A 24,669-nucleotide genomic window follows, 5' to 3' on the forward strand; every position below is an offset into this window, starting at 1 on the left:
CTCGCCCAGCGCTGATGGAGAGTGTTGAACGTGCCTCTACATTTTATTGAGCAGATGTCGCCCGTACTCGACGCGCCCGAAGAGGCAGCGTGGTTCGACGCGGTGGCGAAGCTCGCCAGCTCGTGGGGATTCAGCCAGCTCATGCTGGCTATCTTGCCGCGCCCGGGCATGAGGCTCGAGGATGCGTTCATCCGCACGAACTACTCGGCCGCCTGGCGGCAGACGTACAACGACCACGGGATGGCCTACTTCGACCCGACCGTGTCGCACTGCACAACGCGCTCGGCGCCGCTCATCTGGTCGCCGGAGCTGTTCGCGACCGAACAGCAACAATCGATGTACGAGGAGGCCCGCTCGTACGGGCTGCGCGCAGGCATCACCCTGCCGATCCATGGCCCGCGCCAGGAAATCGGCATGCTCTGCTTCGTCAACGACGCGAATCCCACGGACAAATTCTGGGACGACGTGAACCGCGCCTTGCCGAATCTCGTCCTGCTGCGCGACCTCGTGCTGGACACGAGCCAGCGGCATCTGAACGACCATGTCCAGTCGCTGATTCCCAAGCTCACGCCACGGGAAAAGGAATGCCTCAAGTGGACTGCACTAGGCAAGTCCACTTGGGAAATTTCTCACATCCTGAATTGCTCTGAGGCCGTCGTGAACTTCCACATGAAGAACATTCGCGGGAAGTTCGGCGTGAACTCACGGCGAGCGGCAGCCGTGATTGCAACCCAGATGGGTCTTATTGACCCGGGCTAAGCACCATCGGTGCTTCGCCGCGCAGCACGCGCTCGGCACGGCCAAGGTCGCCGTCCGAAATCGTCTTGTTGAAATACAGCCCGAGCAGGATCGACACCGGCGGCGGAATCTCCGCGCCCGACTCGAACCGGCTGCCGCGCGACTGCGTCACGCCGAAGCGCGCCCAGAAGCGGCGCTGGCTCTCTTTCTTCTTCTTCCGATACGCAATGATCAGGACGCGGTCGACGACCGAGGACAGATCCCCCGGGGACGACATGGTATTCGCACCCGAGTGCCATTGATTGCCCATAAGTTCCATGATGACTCTCGCTGTCAGATATGCCTGATGAGTGACTGCCGCGGAAGTGATTCTCCTTAAGAGGCCCTATCTGCGCACCTACCTATCTAGATAGGTGTTTTTTTATATTCATAACGCATAGCTTTCGAACCGTACTGCCGCGCCTCCACACAAATCGGGAGAGTTGTCATGCAAGCTGCGATACGGATCGGACTGAGACAGGACTTCGACAACGAGGACATCAACGAGATGTACCGGCTGCGCGCGCGCGTGTTCCGCGACCGCCTCGGCTGGGACATTCCCACCATCGCGGGGATGGAAATCGACGGCTACGACGCGCTCGGGCCTCATTACATGCTGATCCAGGACGGCGCGGGCCACGTGCGCGGCTGCTGGCGCCTGATGCCCACCGAAGGCCCCAACATGCTGCGCGACACGTTCCCGCAACTGCTGCAGGGCAAAGCTGCGCCTACGTCGCGCAACATCTGGGAACTGAGCCGCTTCGCCATCGAATCCGGCAACGACCAGGCGTTCGGCTTCGCCGACGTGACCATGAGCGCAATGCGCGCGGTCGTCTCGTTCGCCGACCGGGCGGGCATCAACAGCTATGTGACGGTGACCACGACGCCGATGGAGCGCCTGCTGCGCCGCACGGGCATCGAGCTGACGCGGCTTGGCGCGCCGATGCGCATCGGCGTGGAGAACGCCGTCGCGCTCGAAATCGCGATGAGCGAGCAAACGCACCACGCGCTATTCGGGGCAATGGCCCACGCCGCCTGAGGGCGACGCCGCGCAGGTACAAATACGCACTGGCTGGGCGCCGCGGCCTTTCTCGCTCAGCCAGGCATATTGTTGTTTTTGTCAGACAAATATTACCGAAACCTGCGCCGGCGGCCTACACCCGAACGCTGCGCGCCCTAATCGGCCTTGACCTCGTCGGCGCGCGCCTCCGCGCTTTTCTGCGCCGCCGACGCGCTGCGGCGGAAGCGGATGTGGGAAATCCGACCCACGCACAGGGCCGCCGCGAGCGCCGCGCAGCCCGTCAGGCCGATCCCCAGATGGATCGCATCTACCAGTACGTGGCGCACCGCATCGATCAGCGCCGCGCCGTCGAGCCCCGCCGCCTTCATCTGCGCGACGAGACCCTCGCGCAGCGACGGGTCGATCAGCACGCGTGGATCGGCGAGCTGGGGTTGCCAGCGCTGCTGCAGCGGCGCGCCGATCACCGCCAGCGCGTCCCCCACCCCGGCCGCATAGCGATGGTTGACGATGGTCGCGACGACGCTGGTGCCGAGCATGCCGCCCACCATGCGCGTGGATTGCAACAAGGCAGTCGTGATGCCGAAACGCTCCCGCCCGGCGATCTCCTGGCCGAAGATATTCAGGTTGTTCAGGATGAAGCCGAGCCCGATGCCCACCGCCGACATCGCCAGTTCGAGCCAGAGGTGCGCCGTGTGGCGGGACGCGAAGGCAAGACCGGCGGAAGCCGCGACCAGCAGGCTGAAGCCGGCCGTGAGAATGGTCGTGGGCTTGCGCAGCCGGATCACGATGCGCGTGTTGATCAGGCTGCCTAGCGCGATACAGGCGGCGATCGGCGTGGCGAGCAGGCCCGCCTCCTGGGGCGACAGCCCGAAGCCGCCCTGTAGCAGGAGCGGCGCGAAAAAGATCAGCGAGAACATCACGAAGCCCGAAAGCGTCGAGAGTGTAAACAGGGTGACGAGCTGCGGGTCGCGAAACAGGTCGAGCGGGATGATCGGGTGCGTCGCGCGGCGCTCGCAGGCCAGCAGCGCCGCCGCGCCGGCGAGGACCGCCAGCGCGAGCGCGCCGTTGCCGGGCGTCAGGCCGCTTTTGGGCACCGCCTCGATCAGGGTCTGGAAACCGCCCAGCACCAGCGCGACGAGCGCGGCGCCCGTCCAGTCGATGCGCACCTCGCCGGTACGCGCCGGCTGATAGCGCGGCAGATGCGCCCAGATGAAATAGAGCGCCAGCGCGCCGACCGGCAGATTGACGAGAAAGGTCGAGCGCCAGCCAAAGTGCTCGCTGAGCCAGCCGCCCAGTGAAGGCCCCGCTGCCGTGCCGATGCCGTAGGCGGCCGCCATCACGACCTGCCAGCGCACCCGGGCGCGCGGGTCGGGAAAGAGATCGGGAATCGAGGCGAACGCCGTGCCCACCATCATCCCGCCTCCAACGCCTTGCAGCGCACGCGCCGCCGCCAGAAAACGCATGTCGGTCGCGAGCCCGCACAGCACGGAGGCCACCGTAAATACGATCACCGCGGCGATCACGAAGCGCTTGCGGCCAAAGTAGTCGCCGAGCCGGCCGAACACGGGCACCGTCACGACCGAGGCCAGCAGGTAGGCGCTCGCGATCCACGCGTAGAACTCGAAACCGTGCAGTTCGGCGACGATCGAGGGCAAAGCGGTGCTGACGACGGTTTGATCGAGTGCGACGAGCATGTTGACGAGGCCGATGCCGAGCATGGCCAGCAGCGCGTCGCGAAACGGCAGGTTAGCGGAGGAAGGTTTCACGGGAGGGGAAGAGACTGCGCGGAGCGAAAAAGAGGCAACAATAGCGGGATGCCGGTGCGCGTGCAACATAACGGCATAGCAAACGAAAACCTGGCGGCGCTGCGGTATTCCGACGCAAGGCACTTGATCTTCCTTCCAGTACCTTCCACATTTCATACAGTCCGACTGCGTTTTTACTTGCGATCCATTAAGCTTCTCGCCAGTTACGACACAACACGCCGCGCCCGCCTCCTCACAGCTTCGCCCGAGGCCGCGCGATTCTCGATCCCACTCAAAGAGGAGGTCTTATGTACAAACGCATCCTTGTCGCCGTCGACGGCAGCGCCACGTCGCGCCGCGCCTTCGAAGCCGCGCTCGACCTGGCGAAGGCGATGGGCGCGACCCTGCAGCCGTACTACGTGATCGAGAACACGCCGATGTATTTCGACGCGCCCGGCTACGACCCGTCGATCCTGCGCAACCAGATGATTGCGCAGGGCAACGAACTCGCGGAAGAAATGGACAAGGCGATGGGCGAGCTTGGCGTGCAAGGCGCCATGGTCACGGGCGAAGCGTCCTCGCTCGACGACGTGCCGACGCTCGTGCTCAGCGCCGCGAAGACCGCGGGCGCCGACCTGATCGTGATGGGCACGCACGGCCGCCGGGGCTTCCAGCGCCTCATCCTCGGCAGCGTTGCCGAACGCTGCGTGCGGCAATCCACGCTGCCTGTCCTGCTCATCCCCTCGGCCGCCGGAAATGCCGGCGAGTAGTCGCGTCGAGCGCACGCGGTTTTGCGTGTTATCGAAAAGTCGCTTGCGCGCCGTCAGACGCCGCGCGAGCGGCTTCTGACAAGCCTCAAAACGATTCATCTTAAATGCGCGTCGCTTTGCCACTAATCTGAGATTCGACCCCGGTAGACAATGCCTGGACAGAAATCAAAGGAGCATTGTCCACGATGAACCATACCGTCGCTTCTCAAACCACCGTGCGCCGCAGCAATCGCGCGCCGCTAACGGCGCCGCGCACGTCAACGCGCTGTTCGGTTTGCGCCATGCGGCACCTGTGCATGCCCCAGGGCCTCACGCTCGACGACCTGCCAAAGCTCGAAGCCTTGATCTGCTCCGCGCGCAGCGTGCGGCGCGGCGAAGCCCTGTATCGCGCCGGCGACGCATTCGACACCCTCTATGTCGCGCGCTCCGGCTCGCTCAAAACGGTCATGGCACACCGCGACGGCCGCGAGCAGGTCACCGGCCTGCGTCTGGCCGGCGACCCGCTCGGCCTCGACGGCATCAGCACCGGCTTCCACACCTGCAGCGCCGTGGCGCTCGAAGACAGCTCGGTCTGCCTCATCCCCTACTCGGCCCTCAAGCATTTGTGCCGCGAAACCGGCGCCATGCAAGACCGGCTGCACCGCCTCATGAGCGAGCAGCTCATTCGCGAATCGTCGCAAATGATGGTGCTCGGCTCGCTCTCCGCCGACGAACGCGTCGCCGCGTTCCTGCTGGACGTTTCCGAACGCAACGGCCAGCGCGGCTATTCGCATGCGGAGTTCAACCTGCGCATGACCCGCGAGGACATGGGAAGCTATCTCGGCATGACGCTCGAAACCGTGAGCCGCACCCTGTCGAGATTTCAAAAGCGCGGCCTGATCGACGCACAGGGCAAGCTGATCCGTATCATCGATATCGAAGGTCTGCGGCATCTGTAATTCGCGGCAAACCCCGGGCGGCTGGCCAGCCCGGGGCGCCCGCGCCGCCCCTCGTTGGCGCGGCAACGCCGTTGGCACAACTCCTGCGCAGGGTTAAAGTTTCGTACTACGCCCACGCAAGGAGAATCGCCGAAATGCATCTCCCGCAATCCCCCACGCTCGCAGCCCGTCTCGAAGCGGCGCGCAGCGCCAGCGACGCGCTCTTCAACGTCGTCAAGCCCGAGTTTCTGTACGAGCGGCCCATTCGGGAGCGGCACCGTATCGTCTTCTATATCGGCCATCTGGAAGCATTTGACCGTAACCTCTTCGACAAGCGCCTGTTCGACCTGCCCTCCGTCGATGCGCGCCTCGACCAGCTGTTCGCGTTCGGCATCGATCCTGTCGATGGCGGCCTGCCGACCGACGTGCGCGCCGATTGGCCCGACCTCGCCGAAGTCCTGGCCTACGGACGCGATGCACGCAACCGCATCGACGCGCAGCTCTCGACGCTCGACCTGCCGCCCGATGCCTCGAATCACGACACGCCAGGCCAGTTGCTGAACGTCGCAATCGAACATCGACTCATGCACGTCGAAACGCTCGCCTACATGCTCCACCAGCTGCCGTTCGAGCAAAAGCAGGCGCCCGCCGCTACGGGCGCGCGCACCGACCCGCTCCGTACGGTCAAGGCCGGAACGGTGCAGGTGCCCGCGGGCCGCACCGAACTCGGCATGACCGCCGAGCGCGGCCTGTTCGGCTGGGACAACGAGTTCGGCGAGCAGCAGGTCGACGTGCCGGCCTTCGAGATCGACCGCTACATGGTGACGAACGGCGCATTTCTCGAATTCATCGACGACGGCGGCTACGACACGCGCGAACTCTGGAACGACAAAGACTGGGCCTGGAAGGAAAGCGCACGCGTGGCGCACCCCGTGTTCTGGTCGCGCGGCGCCGAAGGCTGGACGCTGCGCACGATGTTCGAAGACATCGCATTGCCGCTTGCGTGGCCCGTGTATGTGAGCCACGCCGAAGCCAGCGCCTTTGCGCGCTGGCGCGGCATGGCGCTGCCAAGCGAGGCACAGTGGCAGCGCGCGGCGCACGGCGCGCTGCCCGGTCGCAGCGACAACTTCGATTTCCGCGACTGGAACCCGGTGGCCGTCGACACCACGCCGGACAGCGCCAGCACGTGGGGCGTGGAAGGCCTGTACGGCAATGGCTGGGAATGGACCTCCACGCTCTTCGGTCCGCTGCCGGGCTTCAAGGCGTTCCCGTTCTATGAAGGGTATTCGGCAAACTTCTTCGACGGTCAGCACTACACAATGAAAGGCGGCTCGCCGCGCACGGCCCAGTGCATGTTGCGGCCGACGTTCCGCAACTGGTTTCAGCCGCGTTATCAGTATGTGTATGCGGGTTTTCGTTGCGTGCGCAACTGATTCGCCAATCGAACACGCGGCAGAACGCGATCGGCAAGCTACCGGACGCAGTCAACGAAGCGGCGAGTCGACAGTTGGAATCCAGATCGTGGAAGTCGCTTCGTAAAATTGCTCCGGCCCGCCCTTCGGCGGCCAGATGCCGTCGGCATACGATTTTGCGCGAATCGCGATGCGCTCATCGAGGCTGTTCCAGGGCCAGATATGCGTGATGCGCGGCGCGCCATCGAGCGCATACATGTTGAGCGTCAGCGGCGACCGTTTTGAGCGCTCGGGCATCGCCGCCTCCCAAGCCTCGATGGTCGGCGTCAGTCCGCCTGGCTTGAGCCAATAGGTGCGGAACTCGTAGTACTTGCCGAAGACTCCCGGCTCAACGGCCGGGAGAAACGGAAAACCGGCGTAGCTCTCGCTCTCGAATATACAGGCACTGCTGGCGGCCCCGAACGGATCGGGATGGTGCAACTCGCGGTGGCGTTCGCGCGCCAGTTCTTCCGCATCGGCGAAGCCGCGCAGAACGCGCACGCTTCCGAGCCGGCCGTTTTCCGAGGTCCAGATCCCGAGCCTGCGCCCCGTGGCCACCGGACGATCGAGCCACGTCTGCGCATTCGCGATCACATGGGGGAGCATCAGAATGTGGGACGACAGCGTAGTTAGTTCGTAATGCATAGCGAATCTCCTGAGTCCATGAACGCCCCTTCGGACGTCCTTGACGAACGAGATTAGACTGGTCCCATCCGGAAGAGAATTCCCTCTTTTCTCACACACTCTGTCGGAAAATCGCCATGTTCGACTGGCAGGATCTACGCTATTTTGTCGTGCTCGCGCGCGTGGGAACGCTTTCCGGTGCCGCGGGCGCGCTGTCGGTCGAACACGCGACCATCGGCCGGCGTGTCGCGTCGCTGGAAGCGGCACTCGGGTTGAAGCTCGTTTATCGGTTGCCTCGCAGCGTTCGCCTGACCGAGGACGGCAAGGCCATCGCCGCGCTGGCCGCGCCGATGACCGAAGGCGCGCTGGCGATCGAGGCTTATGCGTTGCGTGCTTCCGCCTCGTTGTCCGGGAAGATACGCATCAGCGTGCCGCCCACTCTCGGCAGCCATTGCATCGCACTGCACATGCGCGGGTTCCGCGAAGCCAACCCAACGGTGAAGATCGTCATGGAAGGCGCCGCCGGCATCGCGCCACTGGATCGCGGTGTCGCCGACATTGCCATCCGGATGGTCGAGCCCAGGGAGGCCAGTCTGGTCACGCGGCGGATCGGGGCGATCCGCTTCGGCTTGTATGCCAGCCATGATTACGCCACGCGCTCCGCGGCACAATGGGAGTTCATCGCCAATGACGCATCACTGGACCATGTGAGTCATCAACGCTGGCTGCGCGCCTATCTCGAAGGGCGGCCCATCGTATTCGAAACAGGCGATGTGATCGGCCAGCAGGCGGCGGCTCGAAACGGTGTCGGCGTCGCGCTCCTGCCGACGATGATCGGCGATGGCGACACGGCACTGGTCAGGGTCGACGAAAAAACAGCGCCGCCGGAAACACCGCTTTGGCTCGTGACCTATCCCGACCTCCGTCGCACGCCGGCCGTCAAGGCCGTGATGGCGTTTCTGGTGGAATGTGTTAGCCGCGAACCGCATTTTGCAGATTCCTGAACCTCCTGCCGAATCGACGTCACTGACCTTCCCTTCTGTCGTAGGCATTCTGAGCCTGCTCGATTTCGTCCAGATGCTTGATCGACCAATCATATACGGCGCCGAACGGAACTTGCAGCGTGCGCCCCAATTCGGTAATCGAATATTCGACCGCCACCGGCGAAGCATTGATCACTTCGCGCGCAATCAGACCATTGCGCTCGAGACGCCTCAGGGCCTGCGTGAGCGCCTTGTGTGTGATGCCTTCCAGGCGCCGCTTGATTTCATTGAACCGTGTCGGCTTCTCCGTGAGCAGCGTAAGAATCATCACCGACCACTTGTTGGCCACCTGATCGAAAAACGAACGCGCGGCACAGTCCGCAAAGAATACGGCGTCAACCTCGCAAGCCATACAGATATCCTCCTGTATATCTACGCACTTCGTGGTGCGTTGACCGTAGATCTCCAACGTATACCATGACTATCACGCAAATTGCTTCGGGCCCTGAGTCTGAATGGCTTCGCTCGATCACCACGGAGAATACAGAATGGAAGCAGATCCGGGCAGTTCAACATTACTCGACGTAGCCGATTTCGCCACTCCAACGGACGTATCCATAGCACGACTTTCTGTATCAGATCGCGGCACTGGGAAGAACGTGATGTTCTTGCACGGCTGGACCTGCGATTCGCAGGATTGGAGTGCGCAATTACCCGTCTTCGCGAGCAGGTATCACGTCGTCGCCGTCGACCTGCGCGGACACGGCGCGTCCGAGGTCCCGCCGTCCGGCGCGTATTCGCCGAAGGACTATGTAGCCGACATCGAGGCGCTGATTGCGACGCGCTACCCGAACGAGAGCTTCATCGTCGTGGGACATTCGATGGGCGGCCAGGTCGCAGCCCGTCTCGCGGCACGCCGGCCCGATCTGGTCAGCGCCGTCGTCTCCGTTGACGGGGCTCTCGGATTTTCAAGCGAGGCCGCTGAGGTCTTCGAGAAAACTGCGCGTGAATTGAACACAGGCGATCCTCGCGCGGTCGTCGCCGCGTTGTTCGAGCACGTCTACGGGCCCGCGACCGATCCGGCTCACAAGCGTCGGCACGCGAGCCGGCTGCAAGCCATGCCGCTGCACGTCATACGGGAATCCTTCGCCCCTTTGTTCTTCGGCGACGATCAGACAGGCATTGGAGACGCGAGCGCGCGATTCTGCGCGGGCTTGCAGGTTCCCTTCTATCACCTGTGTGTCGACCCAGTCCAGGCCGACAGGATGCGGCCGTGGTTCTCGCACCCAAAATCGAAAGTGCAAGCATGGTCCAATGCGGGTCACTGGATCATGCAGGACCGCCCCGATGACGTGAACGCCGCCGTGGCTTCATGGATCGATTCGCTTTAGCCGGTCGCCATTGGTTTTCGCCAGGGGCACACCGCTTCGGCGTGATCCCGGTTATCGGGATGAGCGCCGTCGCGACACGATGGCGAGCAAGATCGGTTTACCTTGACCCGGGCACCCGCTGCCCCGGCAGGAAGCCGCCATCGAAGCCAGAAAGCGCAGGAAAGCCGGTCGATTTACTGGGCGCGGCAAGGCCGCCGGCATTGCTCTGCGTGGTTCGCAGGCCCGGGGCCAGAAACAGGAACTTCCACCCGTCGTAGGTCTGCGCCCCCTCGAAATCCTCGTACTGCCGCGGAAATCCGGCGCGCTTGATCGTGGCCTCGTCTGAGCGGCTGAACACCCCGTAGAAGCGATCGCCCTGCAGCATGGGCACCCAGTCGTTCTTGCCCGTGACCGGATCCGGATAGGCAAAGCGCAGATGATGCAAGGGCTTGGGAAATCGTCGGTCGTCGAGCAGTTCGTCGACCGATGCGGGATAAGCCCGGCCGACGCGGTAGTACCTCAGAATCGCGAGCCGGTACTGGTTGCCGGCGAACAGCAGTTGCTTCTCCTGCTCGCGGCGGCGTTGCAGCGACCACACGTCGAGCGCCCCCGCCAAGGCAATCGACATCAGCATCAGCGCGATCAGGAGCGTCAGCAGCACCAGCCCGCCCTCACGCGCGGCACGCGGCCGCGAGCGTCGCCTCACCCGCGCTCTTGCGCGCGAGGCGACACGTGCCGTGCAGGCCGCGCGGATCATTTGGCGCTCCCTTCTGCGCGCGGTGGCGCTCCCTGAGGAGCACTCGCCGGCGCCACGTCGTAGACGCCCGGCTTGTTTTCGTCCGGCGAAGCGATTACCGCCCATTTTTCGTCGCCATTGACCGGATCGACAGGAACGGCGCGCAAGTAATGCTTCGCCACCAGTTCGTCGAGCGTCTCGGGATACTGGCCGTTGTCTCCGTAGTACTGATCGATCGCATTGCGCATCACCGCGACGTTCTGCTGCCTGACCTGCTCCTTGCCGCGTTCGATGCTGTGCATGTAGCGCGGCACCGCGATTGTCAGAAGCAGCCCGATGATGGCCATTACGACGACGAGTTCGATCAGCGTGAAGCCACGGGCCTTGTGAGTGCGAGCGGGTTTCATGATGCATCGTCACCATTGTTTGTACGGGACGCCGTTAATGCCGACGCGATCGGATTTCGACGACACGTCGAACACATCCTTGCCAGCCTGTTCGCTGCTCATGCCCGGATCGCCGCCCGCTGCCTGATCCGGCGGCTCTCCATAAGACCGCACGCTCCATGTATCCTCGGCAAGCGTGTCCGGGTCGCCGCTAAAGAAAGGATCGCGCGGCACGTGACGCAGGAACATCAGCAGCCCGCCTTTCGGATCCCTGGCGTTCTTCACACCCGTCACGAGCACGCTCAACGTCGGCGGATAGCCGGATGCTTCGGCGTCCTTGTCGATGAGACCGGTATCGCTCGCCTCCTTGTAGGCGTCGAGCGCGGTACGGATCTCGCGCAATGCGTCGCTTAGCTGCTGCTCCTTCTGACGCTGCACCATCAGCTCCGAAAACGGCATGATTGCTAGCGCGAGAATGCCGACGAGCGCGAGCGTGACGACCAGTTCGATCAGCGTAAATCCACGCTGCTCGAACTGGCGTGCGGCGCGCAGGCGCATCGTGGCCGTTCCGGTAGCCACGGCTCAGTACCCACCCTCGACGGGGCGAAGCGGGTTATCGCTCGGCATCGTCCCAGGCGGCATCGTCAGCATCGGCGGCGGTGCGGGGGGCGCAGGCGCTGCGGGCGGTGGCGCCGCGGCGGCCGCAGCTTCGCCACCCGCCTGCTCCGCGGCCGTTGGTTCGGCCGATGCCGGCGCCGCGCCCTGGCCGGACTGCGGCGCGGGAGCCGCTTGCGGCGTGGGTGTTCGCGAGAAGCGTCCGCCGTACGGTTCGGGGGGCGGCGTCGTGCGCGGCGGCGGGGCCATTTGCCCGAACGCGCCGTTCGAAGGCGACGGCAGCGCGGGGTACGCCTCGGCGCCGCCTCGCGACGACGCGCCTCCAACCGTACCGCCGCCGACCATGCCCGGCATCGGCTTCACCGCAGGCGCCATGGACGTTGCCGCGTTCGCCACGACGGGGTCCAGCCGGAGCTGATCGGCGTGCACGTTGACATCGGTGCCCGACCACAACTCCTGCGTATCCGCATCGGCGGCAAGCTGCGGCCGGACGATGTGCGGTGTGATCTGCAACACGATCTCCGTCTTGACGTGGTCGCCCTGGTGGTTGGAGAACAGCCTCCCCAGCACCGGCAACTGGCCAAGACCGGGCACCTTGTTGGCGTTCCTGCGGTCTTCGTCCGAGATGAGGCCGCCGAGAATCTGCGTTTCGCCATCGCGCAAGCGCAGACTCGTCGAGGCGCTGCGCGTGCCGATCTGATAAGCGAGCGAATTCAAGCCGTTCGAATTGCTGCTCGAAATCGTATTCGTGATGTTGCTGACTTCGAGATTCAGCTGCATGCCGACGTCGCCGTCGCGATAAACCCGTGGCTGCACCTCGAGCTTGATGCCGACATCGAGGTACTGAATCATTTGCGTATAGGACGGGCCGCTCGTGCTCGGCGTGCTGGAACTCGAAATCACCGGCACCTTGTCGCCGATCATGATGCGCGCCTTCTCGTTGTTGCGCGTCCTGATACGCGGGCTCGCGAGGAGATTCGCGTCAGTATCGGTGAGCTTGAAGTTCGCCGTGGCCGAGAGGCTGCTGACATTCAGTTCATTGATCGTCAGATGATGCAGCAAGCCCCATGTCGTCGCGGTGCTCGGCGTCGACATCGTGAACGAATTGGGCCAGTCGATACCCAGATCGGTGAGGCGCTCGTGCGACACTTCCAGCACCTCGACTTCCATCATCACCTCGGGGTCCGGCAAATCCTGCGCGGCGATCATCTCCTCGGCCACCTTGATCGTGTCGGGTGTGCCGCGAACCGTCACCGTATTCGCACGCTCGTCGATCACGACTTCCTTGACCTTCAGAATGCTCTTGAGCAACTGCTGGATCTGCTTGGCGTCGACGTTCGACAACTGGAACGTGCGAACCTTGAGCTCCTGATATTCGAGCTGCTTGGCAGGCGTGGCGGGATAAATGAACAGCGTGTTCGCGTTGAGTTGCTTCTTGTCGAGCTGGTTCTGCATCAGAATCATGTCGACCGTGTCCTGCACCGACGCGTTCGTCACGAAGATCGTTGTCTTCAGATCGGCGCGGACGTCACGGTCGAAGATCACGTTCAATCCAGTGGTGCGCGACAACGCTTCGAACACCATGCGCACGTTCGCGTCGCGAAACTGCAGCGTCACGGGCTTCTGCATGATCGACGAAGCCGCAAGCTTGTCATCGCGATCCGCGCGCTGCTGGCTGAGTTTGGCGTTGAGTTCAGTCTGCATCTGCTGCGCAAGGGTGTTGGTCGGGTTCTCCACCAGCACGCGGTGCACCCGCTCGGCCGCCTGCGCATACGCGCCGCGCTTCATCATGCGTTGGGCCTCCTGGAGGATGGCCAGGTCCTTGCGGTCCTGATCGATCTGCAGGCCGATCTTGCGGATACGCTCATTGGTCGGGTCGATGTCGTACGCCTGGAAGAGATTGCGGATCGATTCGTCGTACTGATAGTTCTTGCGGTACTGATCGGCCTGGTCGAGCAGCGTGTTGACCTGGGCGTTGCGCTGGTTCAGATAGTCGACCTTCGCCTGGGCGTCGGTCGGATCGTCATGCACGTTCGGCACGTGCATGCAGCCGCTAAAGGCGAGCACGGACACCGCAATGGCAAGCGCTCGTCTTCTCGCGACCTGAATCGCGTCCGGGCGAGGAACAGGGTGCCAGATGACTGGCGAGAGGCGTCTTGCTGGGCCGCTGCCTGAGTCGCGGCCCGCACCCCGTGTGCGTGAGGTTTTCATTTACTTGTCCTCTCGTGGAATGGCGACCACCTGTCTTTCGTGCAGCGGCAGATAGGTCAACACGACGTCCGACTCCGACACGGACTCGACGCGGTACTGGTTGTCGATCACGTCGCCCGGCGACACGATCAGCAACTGGTCTGCGTTGCTGAGAAAGACTTGCGGCTTCGCCGCCTTGGCATCGAGTTGCCCCACGTAGGCGAAAGGCACGGGCGGCGCAGTGGGCGGCGCGGGCCGCACCGGCGCGGCCGGCACTTCGACGGGCGGCGGCGGAAGCCACGATGACGCCGTGAAGGGATCGTGGGCCGATTCGAGCGAAAGCGGCGCGCGCAACGAGACGAGCTTCGCACGGGCCGCCGACGACGCCGACGCCGACGCCTGCGCCGCAGACGCAGTCGCAGTCGCCGCTGCCTTCGCGGCCGCCTCGGTGGCATGCGTATGACGCCTGGCATCCAGCCTCGCATGCATATCGATGCGACGCTGGCTGTCGAGCGCAACGACCTGCGCCGGCATCTGGCGCGCCGCGACCAGCACGCGATACCCTGCCCCGGCGGCCGCGATTGCGCAAAACACCAACAGCACACGCATGGGCAGAGCGGGTTTCATGGCTGGGCGCTCCGGTAAATCAGTTCGAAGCGCACCCGCGCATCGAGAATATTGCCGTCCACCGCGGGACGTTCGACATGGATTTCCCGCAGCGCTGCATTCGGCACGTTGTTGAGCACCAACGCGAGAAAATGCCGGATTGCGCTGTACTGATCCTTGACGGGCAGCATCACCTGGTAGCGTGTGAAGCGCGCGCCCGCGTCCGTGCTCACCTGATACTCGGCAGACCCTAGCGTCAGTTTGCTGCCGCGCGCCTGTTCGAAGATGGACGCGATATCATCCGCACTCTGCGAAAAGCGCGGAAACAGTTCGGGCAACGCCTCGAGCGCGACCGCATCGACCTGCGCATCGTGCTTGCCGATTGCATGACGCGTCTGGGCCGCCTCGACGACATGGGCCGGGGCCTGCATCTCCTTCGTATCGGCTTCCACGCTGGCAATCTCGGCGCACATGAGTACCGCCGCGCCAATCATCAGGACGCCGATCAATCCAGGCAGGCCGAACAGACGCCGCAGCTCAAATCGCAGTGTCAGTAGCCGGTCGCGCAACGGAGCCGCATTCATGACTTCCTCCAGACGGCGGTGATCTGGAAACGAACCGGCTTGCCCGGCACGTTGTTCTCCACCAGATGGTCGTTGAGTACCGCTTCGCGCAGCAACACGCTCGTCTGCAGATACTTCAGATACGCAATCATCGCGTCGACATTCTTCGCTTCGGCGGTGATACGAATCTGGCTCTGCGCCGGGTTCTGGTCGATGCCGATCAGCGCGACGTCATGGTCCGGATAATCTTCCACGATCGAAAAGAGGTCCTGCCACGGTACGGTCAGTTCTCGCAGTATCGACAGGCTCTGCTTTTCCGCGAGCCTCGCAGCCAGCGTAGGCGGCGGCTTCACCGCGTGCCTTTGCGCGAACGTTCGATGGCGCACGGCGTCGAGCTGCGCCTGCACGCGATCGCTCTCGGCATAGGCACGCCAAAGCCGCGCGCCGCATCCGAGCAGCAGCAGAACGGCGACACACAGCAGGATCAGGCCGCTCGTCCCGGTGCGCGCACGCCGTCTGCCGAAGTCGATATCGAGGACCTGGATCATTGCGCATACTCCATGAGCCGGCGCGCGGGCGAGTTGTCCGTCGCCGGCTGTGCCGGCCGAACCGCGGCCGCAAAACGCGCTTCGAACGGCGCCGGGTCGGTGTCGTTGCCGAACAGATAGATCGTGCAGTCCTCTCGCTTGAGGCCCGCTCGCGTCGCCGAGCGTTCGAACAGTTGCTCGGCCAGTTCGGCAAGCCGTGACGCATTGTCCGCATCGCCGGGAAACAGGCGCTGCGCATCGTAGGCGGCCCAGCCGCGCCGCTCGATCATCACGGCCTGCATCAGTTCGTCCGCAACGAACATCAGCAGTGCGTCGCCGCCCGCTGCAACGTCGATGCAATTGAGCATTTCAGGCAGGCCCAGTTTCAGGCGCGCAATTCGCAGATGTCCGGACGCGCCGGCCTCATGAATGCCGTCATGAAGCGCGCGCGACATGGCGCTCGCAAATAGCGCACGTCCGCCCTGCTGCACGCAGAAGCGCACCAGCAGCGTGGCGCCGTCGACCCCATAGGTGTCGGTGAAATGGGCCAGCGAGACCTCTTCGAGCTCGCGCGCCCGCAGCGTGCGAAAGTCGCCGCGCAATATCGCGTGGATGCCCCAGAAGTCGTCCAGTACCACGTGTGCATTGCGCGTCGGTGCCTTCGTTGCGCGGGGCGCCTGACCATCCGCATCGGCGGCATCCGCGCCGGGCGTGGCGGCGAGCGCCGCGCGCAGCGCGTCGAGCAGACCCGCCTCTGTGCCGTACTGGTCATCGGGAATCGTGAAGCTGGCCGGCTCCGCAGGCGGCAGGTGCTTGCGCGGCCGCAGAAGTCCGGGCGCGCGTACCCCGACGACGATCTCGCGTGTGCCGACTCCGATCGCAACCGGACTATTCGACCATCGTGACACGATTGATCTCCTCGAGAGTCGTTTCGCCGCGCTTCACCAGATCGATCGCGGCGACGCGCAGTGTCTGCATGCCGTAGCGCATCGCCGCAGCCTTGATTTGACCGAGCGGTGCCCGCTCCGACAGCAGTTGCCGCAACTCGTCGTTCATGCGCAGTGCCTCCGCGATCGCTCGCCGTCCCCGATAGCCGCTGCCTCGGCATGTGCCACAGCCGGCGCCGCGGCGAAAGAGGTAGCTGCCCGCAGCGTCCGGGTCGATGCCCGAGCGGATGAGCGTTTCCGTGTCCACCCTGTCTTCGGTCACGCAGTCCGGGCAGCATTGCCGCAACAGGCGCTGCGCCACCACGCCATTGAGCGCGGAGACGAAGCTGTAGGGATCGACCTCCATGTTGGTGAAACGGCCGATCACGTCGAACACGTTGTTCGCGTGGACGGTCGTGAATACCTGGTGCCCGGTCAATGCCGCCTGCACGGCGATCTGCGCTGTTTCCGGATCGCGGATTTCCCCGACCATGATCTTGTCCGGGTCATGGCGAAGAATCGAGCGCAGCCCGCGGGCGAACGTGAGCCCTTTCGCCTCGTTGACCGGAATTTGCAGGATTTCGCCCAGCTGGTATTCGACCGGATCCTCGATCGTCACGATCTTCTCGAGGCCGTTGTTGATTTCCGTGAGGATCGCGTAGAGCGTCGTCGTCTTGCCGCTGCCGGTCGGACCCGTGACGAGCAGCATGCCGTACGGCATCGACGCGAGCTTGCGCATGAAGCGCGTATCGGCCTCCTGAAAACCGAGTGCCTCGAGCGTCAGACCGCCCGCCGATTGCGAAAGCTGATAGCGGTCGAGAATCCGCAGCACCGCATCCTCGCCGAACTGATTCGGCATGATCGACACGCGGAAGTCGATTTCACGCCCCGCGTACTGCGCCTTGAAACGGCCGTCCTGCGGCACACGGCGCTCGGCGATATCGAGCTCGGAGATCACCTTCACGCGCGAGAGCACCTGGTCCGCGACGTCGCGTCCCTCGGCACGGCCGACCACGGCGAGCACGCCATCCACGCGGCACTTGATCATCAGCCCATTGGCGCGGCATTCGAGGTGAATGTCGCTCGCCATCATCTTGAGCGCGTCGTAGATCGTCGAGTTGAGCAGCCTGACCACAGGACTGTCGTCGCTGCTGATGCCCTGCAGCGTCAACGCCAGTGAGGCCGGATCGACCGTCTTCTGGATCGGATCGTCGAACGCGAGAGAATCCATCGCGCGCACGTCCTTTTCGCGCACGGTCAGATACGCATTGATGTCTCCCGCGCTCGCGAGCGCCCAGCTATACGGGACGCCCGGCTGCGAGCGCATCCGATGCTCGACCCAGCCGCGCGTGCGCGCATCGAGCGGATCGGCAATCGCGAACAGCAGCCCGCGAGTGGTGTCGCGATCGCGGAAGCACACGCAGAGGCGAGTCGTCGCTTCGACGAACGAAATCACTTCGAAATCCGGCTCGAGCTGATTCAGCTCACGCATGCCGATCGACTTCATGCGGAACAGCGCGGCCAGTTGCACGCGCAGTTCGTCCGCGCTGAGCGCGGTTTGCGCCATCAGCTCCTCGAGCGCGCGAATGCCGGAACCATGCCGCTCGCCGAGCGCTCTCAGTGCGTCGCGCAGATCGGCGCGCGCTTCGGCTTGTGGGCCATCCGGCTGGGCGATGACGGTATCCACGTGCTTCCCCAATTCGGTTTACTGAATGCTCGACGCAATTTCGAAGATCGGCATGTACATCAGCACCACGATCCCGCCTATCACCACGCCGATGAAGATCATCATCGCGGGCTCGATCAAGCGCGAAATCAGATCGATCGTGCGCGATACCTGCGCCTCCTGGAACGCCGCGATGCGGTCGAGCACGGGCCCGAGACCGCCGGTCTTCTCGGCGACCGTCAACAGGCGGTACGCGATCGCGTTGGCGAGCCCCGCCTCCTGAAACGCGTCCGAAACTTTCGCGCCGTTGCGCACCTGGTGCAGCGCGCCCGCGAGCGCCGTCTGGTCCGCTCGTCCAACCAGGCCCTGTGCGAGGTCGAAGGCCTTCACGGCGGGAATGCCGCCATCCACGAGCATGGCCGTCGTGCGATAGAACTGCGACTGACGAAACACGCGAAAGTGTTGCCCGATACCGGGCAGCGCCAGCATGCGATCGGCGATCCAGTTGCGCACGAACGGGCGGCGCAAGGCGAAGCCGGTCGCCACGGCCAGCACCGCGACGCTCACGGACAGTCCGGACCCGTGCGCGTGCACCAACCCGCCCCAGGCCATCAGCATGCGCGACAGCAGCGGCAGCTCGCGCCCGCTGTGTTCGAGCAGGCTCGCGAAGCGCGGCACCACGAAACCGAGCAGGAAGAGGACGACCGCCGCGCCGACGAACAGCAGGACCGTCGGATAGATCGCCGCGGACACCACACGTGCACGCAGCTCGTGGAGTGTCGCGCTGTTGCGCGAGTAACGCGTAAGGCTGTCGGCAAGGCCGCCGGTCTGCTCGCTCGCCTTCACGCACGCAACCAGAACCAGCGGGAAGATATGGCTTGCGTGCTCGAGCGCCGCGGACAGCGAGTGCCCCTCTTCGAGCTGACGCAAGAGGTCGCGATACACTTGCGCCGACGTCTCGCGGCGCTCGTTGCCGCCGAGCGTGCGCAACGCGTCGACGACGCCCACGCCCGCATCGAGCAGCGCCGCTAGCTCGCGCGCAAAGAGTTCGACGTTGAACCGGCCTCCGGGAAGCCCCAGCCGGTTCGCACGTTGCCGCCGGCCGCCCTCGGCGCGCACCGAGACGACGCGCAGACCGCGGGAACGCGCGAGTGCCGTGGCTGCCGCGGGCGTTTCGCTGTCGATGCGAAGCGTCTGGACCGAGCCATTCGTATCGAAGACACGCAGCACGTACTTCACGTCGAACCTCCTTGCAGACAACCCACCGGCGGCGCGACGACCGCGCCGCGCGCCCCTACCACGACGAGATCGTGACGTTCTCGCCCGTGCCGTCACCGCGTCCGTTCTTGCCGAGCGAAAACAGGTCGTAGTCGCCATGGTCGCCAGGCGAACGATACTGATACGGGCGATCCCACGGATCCACGGGCACCGCCTTCTGCAGATACGGCCCGCTCCAGCGCGTGGCATTCTGCGGCTTCTCCACGAGCGCCTCCAGGCCTTCTTCGGTCGTCGGATAGGCGCCGACGTCGAGCCGGTATTGATCCAGCGCCTGGCCGAGCGACACGATCTGCGCACGTGCGATCTTGACGTTCGACTTGCCGACCTGTTCGAAATATCGGGGCGCAACGAGACCGGCGAGCAAGCCGATGATGACCATCACGACGAGCAGTTCGAGCAGCGTGAAGCCGCGGCGCGCATACGTGCGCGCCGGTGCCGCACGACCGGCGCAACGCCGCGGCGCCTTTGACTCGGGCATCGGCACACCGTGTTGGATAGAGGTCGATTCGCTGTGCACGGCTCCCCCCCCTGTATCGACTCACCGCTTCAGCGCCGCTGAAGCCGTTCAATGCATTCTTGTTCAGGTCGATACGGGCAAGTAGTAGGGAGTGCCGTCCAAAGACATGGGTAAAGACCCTCCAGTTGCACGATCGCGTCTGGAGGGATTTCACACATGCTCGTCGTCGGGCAACGACAGCACGCCCATGTCGATCGCAATGCGCACAAGACCGTTCAGGTTCCGGATGCCGAGCTTGCGCATCAGGTTCGCACGATGCTTTTCGATGGTCTTGGGGCTGAGGCTCAGGCACTCGCCCACCTGGCGGTTGGTGTGCCCTTCTACCACGAGCCGCAGCACCGTGCGTTCGCGGCCCGTCAACGCGTTCCAGAGCTGCGCCTTGTGGGCGAAGTCCTCCTGCGATCCGTGCGCCCCTCCGCTGATCCGGTTGGCGCCGGCCACCCGCTTGCCCTGCAACACGAAGCGCATTTCCCGCACCAGTTGATCGAACGACGCGTCCTTGACCACGTAGCCGTCGGCGCCCGCGGCGAACGCCTCGCGCACGTGGTCTTCGCTCCAGTGAACGGTGAGGACGATGATCCGGACGCGCGGGAACTCGCGCTTGATCGCGGTGATCGCATCGAAGCCACTTCCGCCGGGCATCGTCAGATCCATCAGGACCAGATCGGGCAGCGTCTCTCTCGCGAGGCGATGGGCTTCGAGCCCGCCGCTCGCCTCGCCGACGATGCAATAGTCGTCCAGTTCGGAAACCATGCGGCAAAGTCCGCTGCGCAATAAATGCTGGTCCTCGGCAATCAGCACACGATGTCTTTTTTCCAATTTCGTCGCTCCTTGCGGGACACTGCAGGCCTAGTTGGAAGCGACGACATCGTGATAGGCGGCGAGCAGTTCAGAAGGCGTGGCAAAGCCGTCGATGCGCAGCCAGGGCTTGCCCGGTGCGGCGCGCAGGAAGGCAACCGGCGTGTGATTCATCTTGTCGCCCCGATAGACGTTGAACGCGCGCTGCGCCGCAATGCTCGCCTCGACCGTGCCGGTATAGTGCTGCCACTCGGGGCCGGCTTCGAACCTGGCCGCATAGGCCTTCAGGCGTGCGGGCGTGTCCTGTTCCGGGTCGATCGAGATCGAGACGATATGGACCTTGTTGCGATCGTCGCCCAGATCGTTCTGAAATTGCTCGAGCGTCTGGCTGGTCATCGGGCAGATCGTCGTGCAGGTGGTATAGATGAACGTGACGATCACCGGACGGCCGTCGTTCAACTCGTCGACGAGCGAAACGGTCTTGCCGTCGTCGCGCACGAGGTCCACCGAAGGCAGCGTGTATTGCCCGGTCGTGCGCGTCGTCATACCCGCCATCATGTGATGATGCATGTGAGGATCGGCGGCGGCGTCATCGGCCGGTGCGCTCCATGCCGCGGTCGCCGCGAGTGCCATGCCAGCCAGCACCCCAAGCCTTAATTTTGCAGTCCTGTTCATACCGGTCTCCAGAAGTGAGGAGAAAGGTCGCTTCTCGCGATGCGCAGGTCGCGGCGCTTTCACTCCCTTGCGAGCCCAGTGTCATGATTTTGCCAACGAGCGTCATGGGTGGAGGGACCCCAAACGACGGTAGGGTATGCCCGCTTGATGGAAAACCCGCACCGTGCAATGGGGGGGTCCCCATACTACGAGCCCGCACATTACCCGTTGCGGCCCACACCGATCACGGCCTAAAATCCCGATATTCTTACGATCTGCTTATATCGACGCATCGGGGGGAGCTCCAATGGATGCGATTCAGCCTGGAGGACCGCAGGTAAGATTGCTCGATCTGATCGAAGCAATGCGCAAGCTTCGTCGTGCAGCCTGCGCCAGTCAGCCCGAAGCCGGCGTCGTCACCGATGCGCGCGGCGCAGCGCTTGCGATTCTCACGCCCGCTGGAATCTTCGTGTCGGCAAACCGCAGCGCGGCCGCACTGCTCGGCTACTCGAGCGCCGAACTCGTCGGCAAGCGTCTCGTCGATCTTGCGCCCGACGACGCTCATGCGGCGTTGACAGACGAATTGTCCGCCAGCGCGGCTCGCGAGTTTCATTCGTTCAAGGCCCTGCTCACCGGCCGAACCGGTCACCCAACGCGGCTTGCACTGCATCAGCAATGGGTGCCCGCGAAGACGATGAATTCGGGCGTCTTGCTGACGCTTTTCGAAGAACCGCTGATCATCGAGCCCGCGTCTGCCGACTCGGAGTTGCTCGACGCAAGCGAGCGGTTGTGCCAGACGTATCTGATGATAGGTCAGCAGAAAGAACGCCAGCGGCTCGCTTCGGAGTTGCACGACGGCCTCGGCCAGGCGCTCACCCTCGTCAAGCTGATGACAGAGGACGCGCTGATGCGCATACGCCGCGGTCAGGTCGACGATGCGGTGCAGCTACTGGATTCGACCGTATTCAGGATCCGCGAAACGATTGGCGACGTGCGGCAGATATGCGGTGAACTAAGGCCGCTCATGCTCGACAAACTGGGGCTGCCCGCGGCATTGGGTTCGCTGTGCCGGCGCATCGAACGCGGCACGGGGGCGATGTCGGTCGTGTTCGACTGCGATGTCGCGGATAAGGACGTGCCCGAGCATCTGAAAGCCGACATGTTCAGGGTGGCTCAGGAGGCGCTGAATAACGCCGTCAAGCATGCCGCGGCGACCGAAATCTCGCTCAGCCTGCGCAGCGATGCGGCCCGCCTGATGTTGACGATTCGGGACAACGGCATTGGCTACGAGAACCATCCATTCGCCACGGACGAAGCGTATGCAACAGGGTTGGGACTCGTCGGCATGCAGCACCGTGTAGAGATGCACGGCGGCGCGTTTTCGATCGAGTCGTCCGCCGCAACCGGGACCCTCGTCTGCGCGACCTGGACGCGCTAGCGCAGCCCTCGCCGCATTCAGGTTCCCGTCTCGCCCAGCCTGCATTCGGGCTCTTCGCCGCCTGGCCCCGGGCCCGGCGCCGGATCGGCGCGTTCCGGCAAATGCTCGTCGTCCACATCCGGCTCAGCGCATTTGGCGGCGAGCGACGTCAGCAAACCCATGCTCATCGCAACGAGAACCAGCTCGGTCAGGTTGGCGATATGGAGCTTGTGCATCATGCTCGCGCGATACTTCTCGATGGTCTTGGGACTCAGGTTCAGATATTGTCCGACCTGACGGTTGGTGCGTCCTTCCGCGATCAGTTTCAGCACGCTGCGCTCGCGCGCCGTCAGCACGTCCCACGCATGCTTCGGTGCGGGCGCTTCGCGGCCGCTGACGAACGAGTCGACCATAAACCCGTAGACGTCCGCACTCAGATGCTTCTTGCCCTGCATGACAGAGCGCATCGCGACCAGCAGTTCCTCGAACGAGACGTCCTTCAGCACGTAACCGTCGACGCCGGCACGCAACGCTTCCCGCACGTACTCCTCGTTTTGATGCACCGTGAGCGCGATGATCCGGATGCCCGGCGATCGCCGTTTGATTGTCGCGCTGGCGTCGATGCCGTTCATCCCCCGCATCGACAGATCCATCAGGATCAGTTGGGGGGCGAGTGTCATCGCCTGCTGGCAGGCCTCTTTGCCGTCACGCGCTTCGCCGACGACGTCGTAGTCGGCTTGCGCACACAGCATCGAACGTAGACCATTTCGCAGCAGATCGTGATCCTCTGCGATTACAACGCGACATTTCATGTTCACGTCTTGTCTCCCGGTACCCGTGCCCTCGGCCGTCTTCACCGCATTAACGCTTCGACGAAAATCTTCCCTTCCACACAGCTTTCACTCTTTACATTCGAATTCCTAACTGTTAGCTTTGTGTTATTTTCGGGTTACTGTGTGTGTACCTGCCCTTCGCAAGGTTCACGCCACTTCGCGCAGAGCAAGCAACGGCGCGCATCTCCACTTGTTGGGACATTCCGGCCGCGCGTCGAGTGCCGAAAAATGTTTCATTTTCGAATCCTTTTTAAATCCCCAGAAGATTAGCTGCCGCAATGGATGGCAGGAAGCCGGTTCATTTTTATCATTGCGTGAAAATTGATCGATGATATTTGCATCCGGCGAGAAGAATCAAGGCGCCAGGCATGACGGCGGAGCGGCTGCCGTTGATTACCGTCCATTACCATTTATTTCGAATGTTAAGTTTCTGCAATGCGCTTTTTGAGCGCGCTTTCGCGTCACAAAGTGTAGGGAGGTGCCCCATTGCCGAGCCGTTTTTTCTTCCACCACAATTCAGGTGCAGGAGAAAACAACGATGCATTCCCACCCGTCATCCAGCTTCGGAAACGCGATCATTGCCGCATTCGCGATGCTCGGTGCGGTGTTGCCGGGACCGGCGTGCGCACAAATTTTCGGCACCGTCGACAGCAACGGCGCCATCGTTCTGACGAACGTGCGCGGCAAGCCGGGATTGAAGGTGATCGTTGCGGGCGAACCGCCAGGCGAACCCGGCGCCAGGCGCCGGTCGCGCAAGTCATCGGGCGGCGCCGACTCCCCCCTGTACGCCGACGTGATCGACGAAGCGAGCCGTTCCTTTCGCGTTCAACCCGAACTGCTTCGCGCGGTGATCGACATCGAGTCGGGATACAACCCGAAGGCGGTTTCGGACAAAGGCGCGCTGGGACTGATGCAGTTGATGCCCGACACCGCTGCGCGATTCTCGCACGGCGACATGTTCAATCCACGAGACAACGTGCTGGCCGGCGCCCGCTATCTTCGCTTTCTTCTCGACCTGTTCAAGGACGATGTGGAACTCGCGCTGGCCGCCTATAACGCCGGTGAAAACGCGGTGATTCGCGCCGGCTATCGCGTGCCGTCGCTGCCGGAAACGCGTCTGTACGTTCCGCGCGTGCTGGCGCGCTACAAGCAGCTCCTCGCGTCCAGTTGAGCCTGATTGCACGCCCCGGAGCATAGCGAACCGGCCGACTGGGGACCAGTTCAGTCGGCCGGACGCCCTCTGCGACGTAGAACGCGAACACTTGCAGCGGTGCTGCGTCCTACGCTCTCCCTCCGTTG

At 63.7% G+C, this 24,669-nt stretch carries 27 protein-coding genes; 9 read left to right on the top strand and 18 right to left on the bottom strand.

Annotated features, from left to right (window positions below; translation table 11 throughout):
• Positions 1-54: 54 nt before the first annotated feature.
• Entirely contained in the window at positions 55-759 is a 705-nt protein-coding gene (locus ACOJB8_RS26345; protein WP_028206371.1) for a helix-turn-helix transcriptional regulator, read from the top strand.
• Here ACOJB8_RS26345 and ACOJB8_RS26350 read toward each other — a convergent pair.
• Complete coding sequence (locus tag ACOJB8_RS26350) at positions 743-1,057, bottom strand: helix-turn-helix domain-containing protein (protein ID WP_035514098.1); 315 nt, start codon at positions 1,055-1,057, stop codon at positions 743-745. The genes ACOJB8_RS26345 and ACOJB8_RS26350 overlap by 17 nt on opposite strands.
• 168 nt (positions 1,058-1,225) lie before the next feature.
• Here ACOJB8_RS26350 and ACOJB8_RS26355 point away from each other — a divergent pair, with 168 nt between their 5' ends.
• On the top strand, positions 1,226-1,816 hold the full coding sequence (locus tag ACOJB8_RS26355) for an acyl-homoserine-lactone synthase (protein ID WP_069267131.1): 591 nt from the start codon (positions 1,226-1,228) through the stop codon (positions 1,814-1,816).
• A gap of 137 nt (positions 1,817-1,953) precedes the next feature.
• On the opposite strand, the gene ACOJB8_RS26360 is transcribed toward ACOJB8_RS26355, so the two are convergent.
• Complete coding sequence (locus ACOJB8_RS26360) at positions 1,954-3,516, bottom strand: MFS transporter (protein WP_342946637.1); 1,563 nt, start codon at positions 3,514-3,516, stop codon at positions 1,954-1,956.
• Between the two features lie 335 nt (positions 3,517-3,851).
• Between ACOJB8_RS26360 and ACOJB8_RS26365 the strand changes: the two genes are divergently transcribed.
• From ACOJB8_RS26365 to ACOJB8_RS26375, 3 genes are all read left to right on the top strand, one after another.
• On the top strand, positions 3,852-4,313 hold the full coding sequence (locus tag ACOJB8_RS26365; protein WP_069267133.1) for a universal stress protein: 462 nt from the start codon (positions 3,852-3,854) through the stop codon (positions 4,311-4,313).
• Between the two features lie 185 nt (positions 4,314-4,498).
• Positions 4,499-5,251 (top strand): helix-turn-helix domain-containing protein, encoded by a 753-nt coding sequence (locus ACOJB8_RS26370; protein ID WP_083245469.1) that lies wholly within the window; start codon positions 4,499-4,501, stop codon positions 5,249-5,251.
• Positions 5,252-5,385: 134 nt separating this feature from the next.
• Positions 5,386-6,663: an SUMF1/EgtB/PvdO family nonheme iron enzyme gene (locus tag ACOJB8_RS26375; RefSeq protein WP_475015071.1), complete on the top strand. Its 1,278-nt coding sequence runs from the start codon at positions 5,386-5,388 to the stop codon at positions 6,661-6,663.
• A gap of 51 nt (positions 6,664-6,714) precedes the next feature.
• Here the strand turns inward: ACOJB8_RS26375 and ACOJB8_RS26380 are convergent, their stop codons facing one another.
• On the bottom strand, positions 6,715-7,275 hold the full coding sequence (locus tag ACOJB8_RS26380) for an NIPSNAP family protein (protein ID WP_475015073.1): 561 nt from the start codon (positions 7,273-7,275) through the stop codon (positions 6,715-6,717).
• Positions 7,276-7,442: 167 nt separating this feature from the next.
• Here ACOJB8_RS26380 and ACOJB8_RS26385 point away from each other — a divergent pair, with 167 nt between their 5' ends.
• Positions 7,443-8,309: a LysR family transcriptional regulator gene (locus ACOJB8_RS26385; RefSeq protein ID WP_475015075.1), complete on the top strand. Its 867-nt coding sequence runs from the start codon at positions 7,443-7,445 to the stop codon at positions 8,307-8,309.
• A gap of 19 nt (positions 8,310-8,328) precedes the next feature.
• Here the strand turns inward: ACOJB8_RS26385 and ACOJB8_RS26390 are convergent, their stop codons facing one another.
• On the bottom strand, positions 8,329-8,757 hold the full coding sequence (locus ACOJB8_RS26390) for a winged helix-turn-helix transcriptional regulator (RefSeq protein WP_368729519.1): 429 nt from the start codon (positions 8,755-8,757) through the stop codon (positions 8,329-8,331).
• A 79-nt stretch (positions 8,758-8,836) separates the two neighbouring features.
• Between ACOJB8_RS26390 and ACOJB8_RS26395 the strand changes: the two genes are divergently transcribed.
• Positions 8,837-9,679 carry an alpha/beta fold hydrolase gene (locus ACOJB8_RS26395; protein WP_475015077.1) on the top strand — a complete coding sequence of 281 codons (843 nt, stop codon included), beginning with the start codon at positions 8,837-8,839 and terminating at the stop codon, positions 9,677-9,679.
• Positions 9,680-9,776: 97 nt separating this feature from the next.
• Here the strand turns inward: ACOJB8_RS26395 and ACOJB8_RS26400 are convergent, their stop codons facing one another.
• The 13 genes from ACOJB8_RS26400 to ACOJB8_RS26460 all read right to left on the bottom strand — a co-directional run bounded on the left by ACOJB8_RS26400 (position 9,777) and on the right by ACOJB8_RS26460 (position 21,141).
• Positions 9,777-10,415: a type II secretion system protein gene (locus ACOJB8_RS26400; protein WP_475015079.1), complete on the bottom strand. Its 639-nt coding sequence runs from the start codon at positions 10,413-10,415 to the stop codon at positions 9,777-9,779.
• The gene (locus ACOJB8_RS26405) at positions 10,412-10,801 is read right to left on the bottom strand and encodes a type IV pilin protein (RefSeq protein ID WP_069267138.1); all 390 of its coding nucleotides are present in this window, start codon (positions 10,799-10,801) and stop codon (positions 10,412-10,414) included. Before ACOJB8_RS26405 ends, ACOJB8_RS26400 begins: the two co-directional genes overlap by 4 nt.
• 9 nt (positions 10,802-10,810) lie before the next feature.
• Complete coding sequence (locus tag ACOJB8_RS26410) at positions 10,811-11,338, bottom strand: type II secretion system protein (protein WP_069267139.1); 528 nt, start codon at positions 11,336-11,338, stop codon at positions 10,811-10,813.
• A gap of 24 nt (positions 11,339-11,362) precedes the next feature.
• Positions 11,363-13,606, bottom strand: coding sequence for a secretin N-terminal domain-containing protein (locus tag ACOJB8_RS26415; RefSeq protein ID WP_475015081.1), 2,244 nt, complete (start codon positions 13,604-13,606; stop codon positions 11,363-11,365).
• Entirely contained in the window at positions 13,607-14,212 is a 606-nt protein-coding gene (locus tag ACOJB8_RS26420) for a hypothetical protein (protein ID WP_475015083.1), read from the bottom strand.
• A complete protein-coding gene (locus ACOJB8_RS26425) occupies positions 14,209-14,775 on the bottom strand; it encodes a hypothetical protein (protein ID WP_368729522.1) in 567 nt (188 codons plus the stop codon). Before ACOJB8_RS26425 ends, ACOJB8_RS26420 begins: the two co-directional genes overlap by 4 nt.
• Entirely contained in the window at positions 14,772-15,302 is a 531-nt protein-coding gene (locus ACOJB8_RS26430) for a hypothetical protein (RefSeq protein WP_069267143.1), read from the bottom strand. The genes ACOJB8_RS26425 and ACOJB8_RS26430 overlap by 4 nt, the downstream gene beginning before the upstream one ends.
• Positions 15,299-16,189: a hypothetical protein gene (locus tag ACOJB8_RS26435; protein ID WP_475015086.1), complete on the bottom strand. Its 891-nt coding sequence runs from the start codon at positions 16,187-16,189 to the stop codon at positions 15,299-15,301. The genes ACOJB8_RS26430 and ACOJB8_RS26435 overlap by 4 nt, the downstream gene beginning before the upstream one ends.
• On the bottom strand, positions 16,170-17,894 hold the full coding sequence (locus ACOJB8_RS26440; protein WP_368729525.1) for a GspE/PulE family protein: 1,725 nt from the start codon (positions 17,892-17,894) through the stop codon (positions 16,170-16,172). The genes ACOJB8_RS26435 and ACOJB8_RS26440 overlap by 20 nt, the downstream gene beginning before the upstream one ends.
• 18 nt (positions 17,895-17,912) lie before the next feature.
• A complete protein-coding gene (locus tag ACOJB8_RS26445) occupies positions 17,913-19,112 on the bottom strand; it encodes a type II secretion system F family protein (RefSeq protein ID WP_069267146.1) in 1,200 nt (399 codons plus the stop codon).
• Positions 19,113-19,167: 55 nt separating this feature from the next.
• The gene (gene gspG / locus ACOJB8_RS26450; protein WP_069267147.1) at positions 19,168-19,629 is read right to left on the bottom strand and encodes a type II secretion system major pseudopilin GspG; all 462 of its coding nucleotides are present in this window, start codon (positions 19,627-19,629) and stop codon (positions 19,168-19,170) included.
• A 189-nt stretch (positions 19,630-19,818) separates the two neighbouring features.
• Positions 19,819-20,487 carry a response regulator gene (locus ACOJB8_RS26455; RefSeq protein WP_368685656.1) on the bottom strand — a complete coding sequence of 223 codons (669 nt, stop codon included), beginning with the start codon at positions 20,485-20,487 and terminating at the stop codon, positions 19,819-19,821.
• 30 nt (positions 20,488-20,517) lie between these two features.
• Positions 20,518-21,141, bottom strand: a complete 624-nt coding sequence (locus ACOJB8_RS26460; protein WP_406952388.1) for an SCO family protein — start codon at positions 21,139-21,141, stop codon at positions 20,518-20,520.
• Between the two features lie 286 nt (positions 21,142-21,427).
• On the opposite strand from ACOJB8_RS26460, the gene ACOJB8_RS26465 reads away from it, so the two are divergent.
• Positions 21,428-22,558, top strand: coding sequence for an ATP-binding protein (locus tag ACOJB8_RS26465; RefSeq protein WP_475015089.1), 1,131 nt, complete (start codon positions 21,428-21,430; stop codon positions 22,556-22,558).
• 17 nt (positions 22,559-22,575) lie between these two features.
• On the opposite strand, the gene ACOJB8_RS26470 is transcribed toward ACOJB8_RS26465, so the two are convergent.
• Complete coding sequence (locus ACOJB8_RS26470; protein ID WP_083245472.1) at positions 22,576-23,355, bottom strand: response regulator; 780 nt, start codon at positions 23,353-23,355, stop codon at positions 22,576-22,578.
• Positions 23,356-23,908: 553 nt separating this feature from the next.
• On the opposite strand from ACOJB8_RS26470, the gene ACOJB8_RS26475 reads away from it, so the two are divergent.
• Positions 23,909-24,541 carry a transglycosylase SLT domain-containing protein gene (locus ACOJB8_RS26475; protein ID WP_475015092.1) on the top strand — a complete coding sequence of 211 codons (633 nt, stop codon included), beginning with the start codon at positions 23,909-23,911 and terminating at the stop codon, positions 24,539-24,541.
• Positions 24,542-24,669: the final 128 nt, after the last annotated feature.

The organism is Paraburkholderia sp. BR10141 (genome assembly GCF_056155635.1).

Bases quoted from the DNA above. Each gene is read 5' to 3' on its own strand.
- ACOJB8_RS26370 (WP_083245469.1), top strand. From the start codon at position 4,499: ATGAACCATACCGTCGCTTCTCAAACCACCGTGCGCCGCAGCAATCGC.
- ACOJB8_RS26355 (WP_069267131.1), top strand. From the start codon at position 1,226: ATGCAAGCTGCGATACGGATCGGACTGAGACAGGACTTCGACAACGAG.
- ACOJB8_RS26430 (WP_069267143.1), bottom strand. From the start codon at position 15,302: ATGATCCAGGTCCTCGATATCGACTTCGGCAGACGGCGTGCGCGCACC.
- ACOJB8_RS26345 (WP_028206371.1), top strand. From the start codon at position 55: ATGTCGCCCGTACTCGACGCGCCCGAAGAGGCAGCGTGGTTCGACGCG.
- ACOJB8_RS26415 (WP_475015081.1), bottom strand. From the start codon at position 13,606: ATGAAAACCTCACGCACACGGGGTGCGGGCCGCGACTCAGGCAGCGGC.
- ACOJB8_RS26465 (WP_475015089.1), top strand. From the start codon at position 21,428: ATGGATGCGATTCAGCCTGGAGGACCGCAGGTAAGATTGCTCGATCTG.
- gspG (WP_069267147.1), bottom strand. From the start codon at position 19,629: ATGCCCGAGTCAAAGGCGCCGCGGCGTTGCGCCGGTCGTGCGGCACCG.
- ACOJB8_RS26385 (WP_475015075.1), top strand. From the start codon at position 7,443: ATGTTCGACTGGCAGGATCTACGCTATTTTGTCGTGCTCGCGCGCGTG.
- ACOJB8_RS26400 (WP_475015079.1), bottom strand. From the start codon at position 10,415: ATGATCCGCGCGGCCTGCACGGCACGTGTCGCCTCGCGCGCAAGAGCG.
- ACOJB8_RS26375 (WP_475015071.1), top strand. From the start codon at position 5,386: ATGCATCTCCCGCAATCCCCCACGCTCGCAGCCCGTCTCGAAGCGGCG.
- ACOJB8_RS26350 (WP_035514098.1), bottom strand. From the start codon at position 1,057: ATGGAACTTATGGGCAATCAATGGCACTCGGGTGCGAATACCATGTCG.
- ACOJB8_RS26395 (WP_475015077.1), top strand. From the start codon at position 8,837: ATGGAAGCAGATCCGGGCAGTTCAACATTACTCGACGTAGCCGATTTC.
- ACOJB8_RS26365 (WP_069267133.1), top strand. From the start codon at position 3,852: ATGTACAAACGCATCCTTGTCGCCGTCGACGGCAGCGCCACGTCGCGC.
- ACOJB8_RS26405 (WP_069267138.1), bottom strand. From the start codon at position 10,801: ATGAAACCCGCTCGCACTCACAAGGCCCGTGGCTTCACGCTGATCGAA.
- ACOJB8_RS26475 (WP_475015092.1), top strand. From the start codon at position 23,909: ATGCATTCCCACCCGTCATCCAGCTTCGGAAACGCGATCATTGCCGCA.
- ACOJB8_RS26360 (WP_342946637.1), bottom strand. From the start codon at position 3,516: ATGCTCGGCATCGGCCTCGTCAACATGCTCGTCGCACTCGATCAAACC.
- ACOJB8_RS26460 (WP_406952388.1), bottom strand. From the start codon at position 21,141: ATGAACAGGACTGCAAAATTAAGGCTTGGGGTGCTGGCTGGCATGGCA.
- ACOJB8_RS26420 (WP_475015083.1), bottom strand. From the start codon at position 14,212: ATGAAACCCGCTCTGCCCATGCGTGTGCTGTTGGTGTTTTGCGCAATC.
- ACOJB8_RS26425 (WP_368729522.1), bottom strand. From the start codon at position 14,775: ATGAATGCGGCTCCGTTGCGCGACCGGCTACTGACACTGCGATTTGAG.
- ACOJB8_RS26410 (WP_069267139.1), bottom strand. From the start codon at position 11,338: ATGCGCCTGCGCGCCGCACGCCAGTTCGAGCAGCGTGGATTTACGCTG.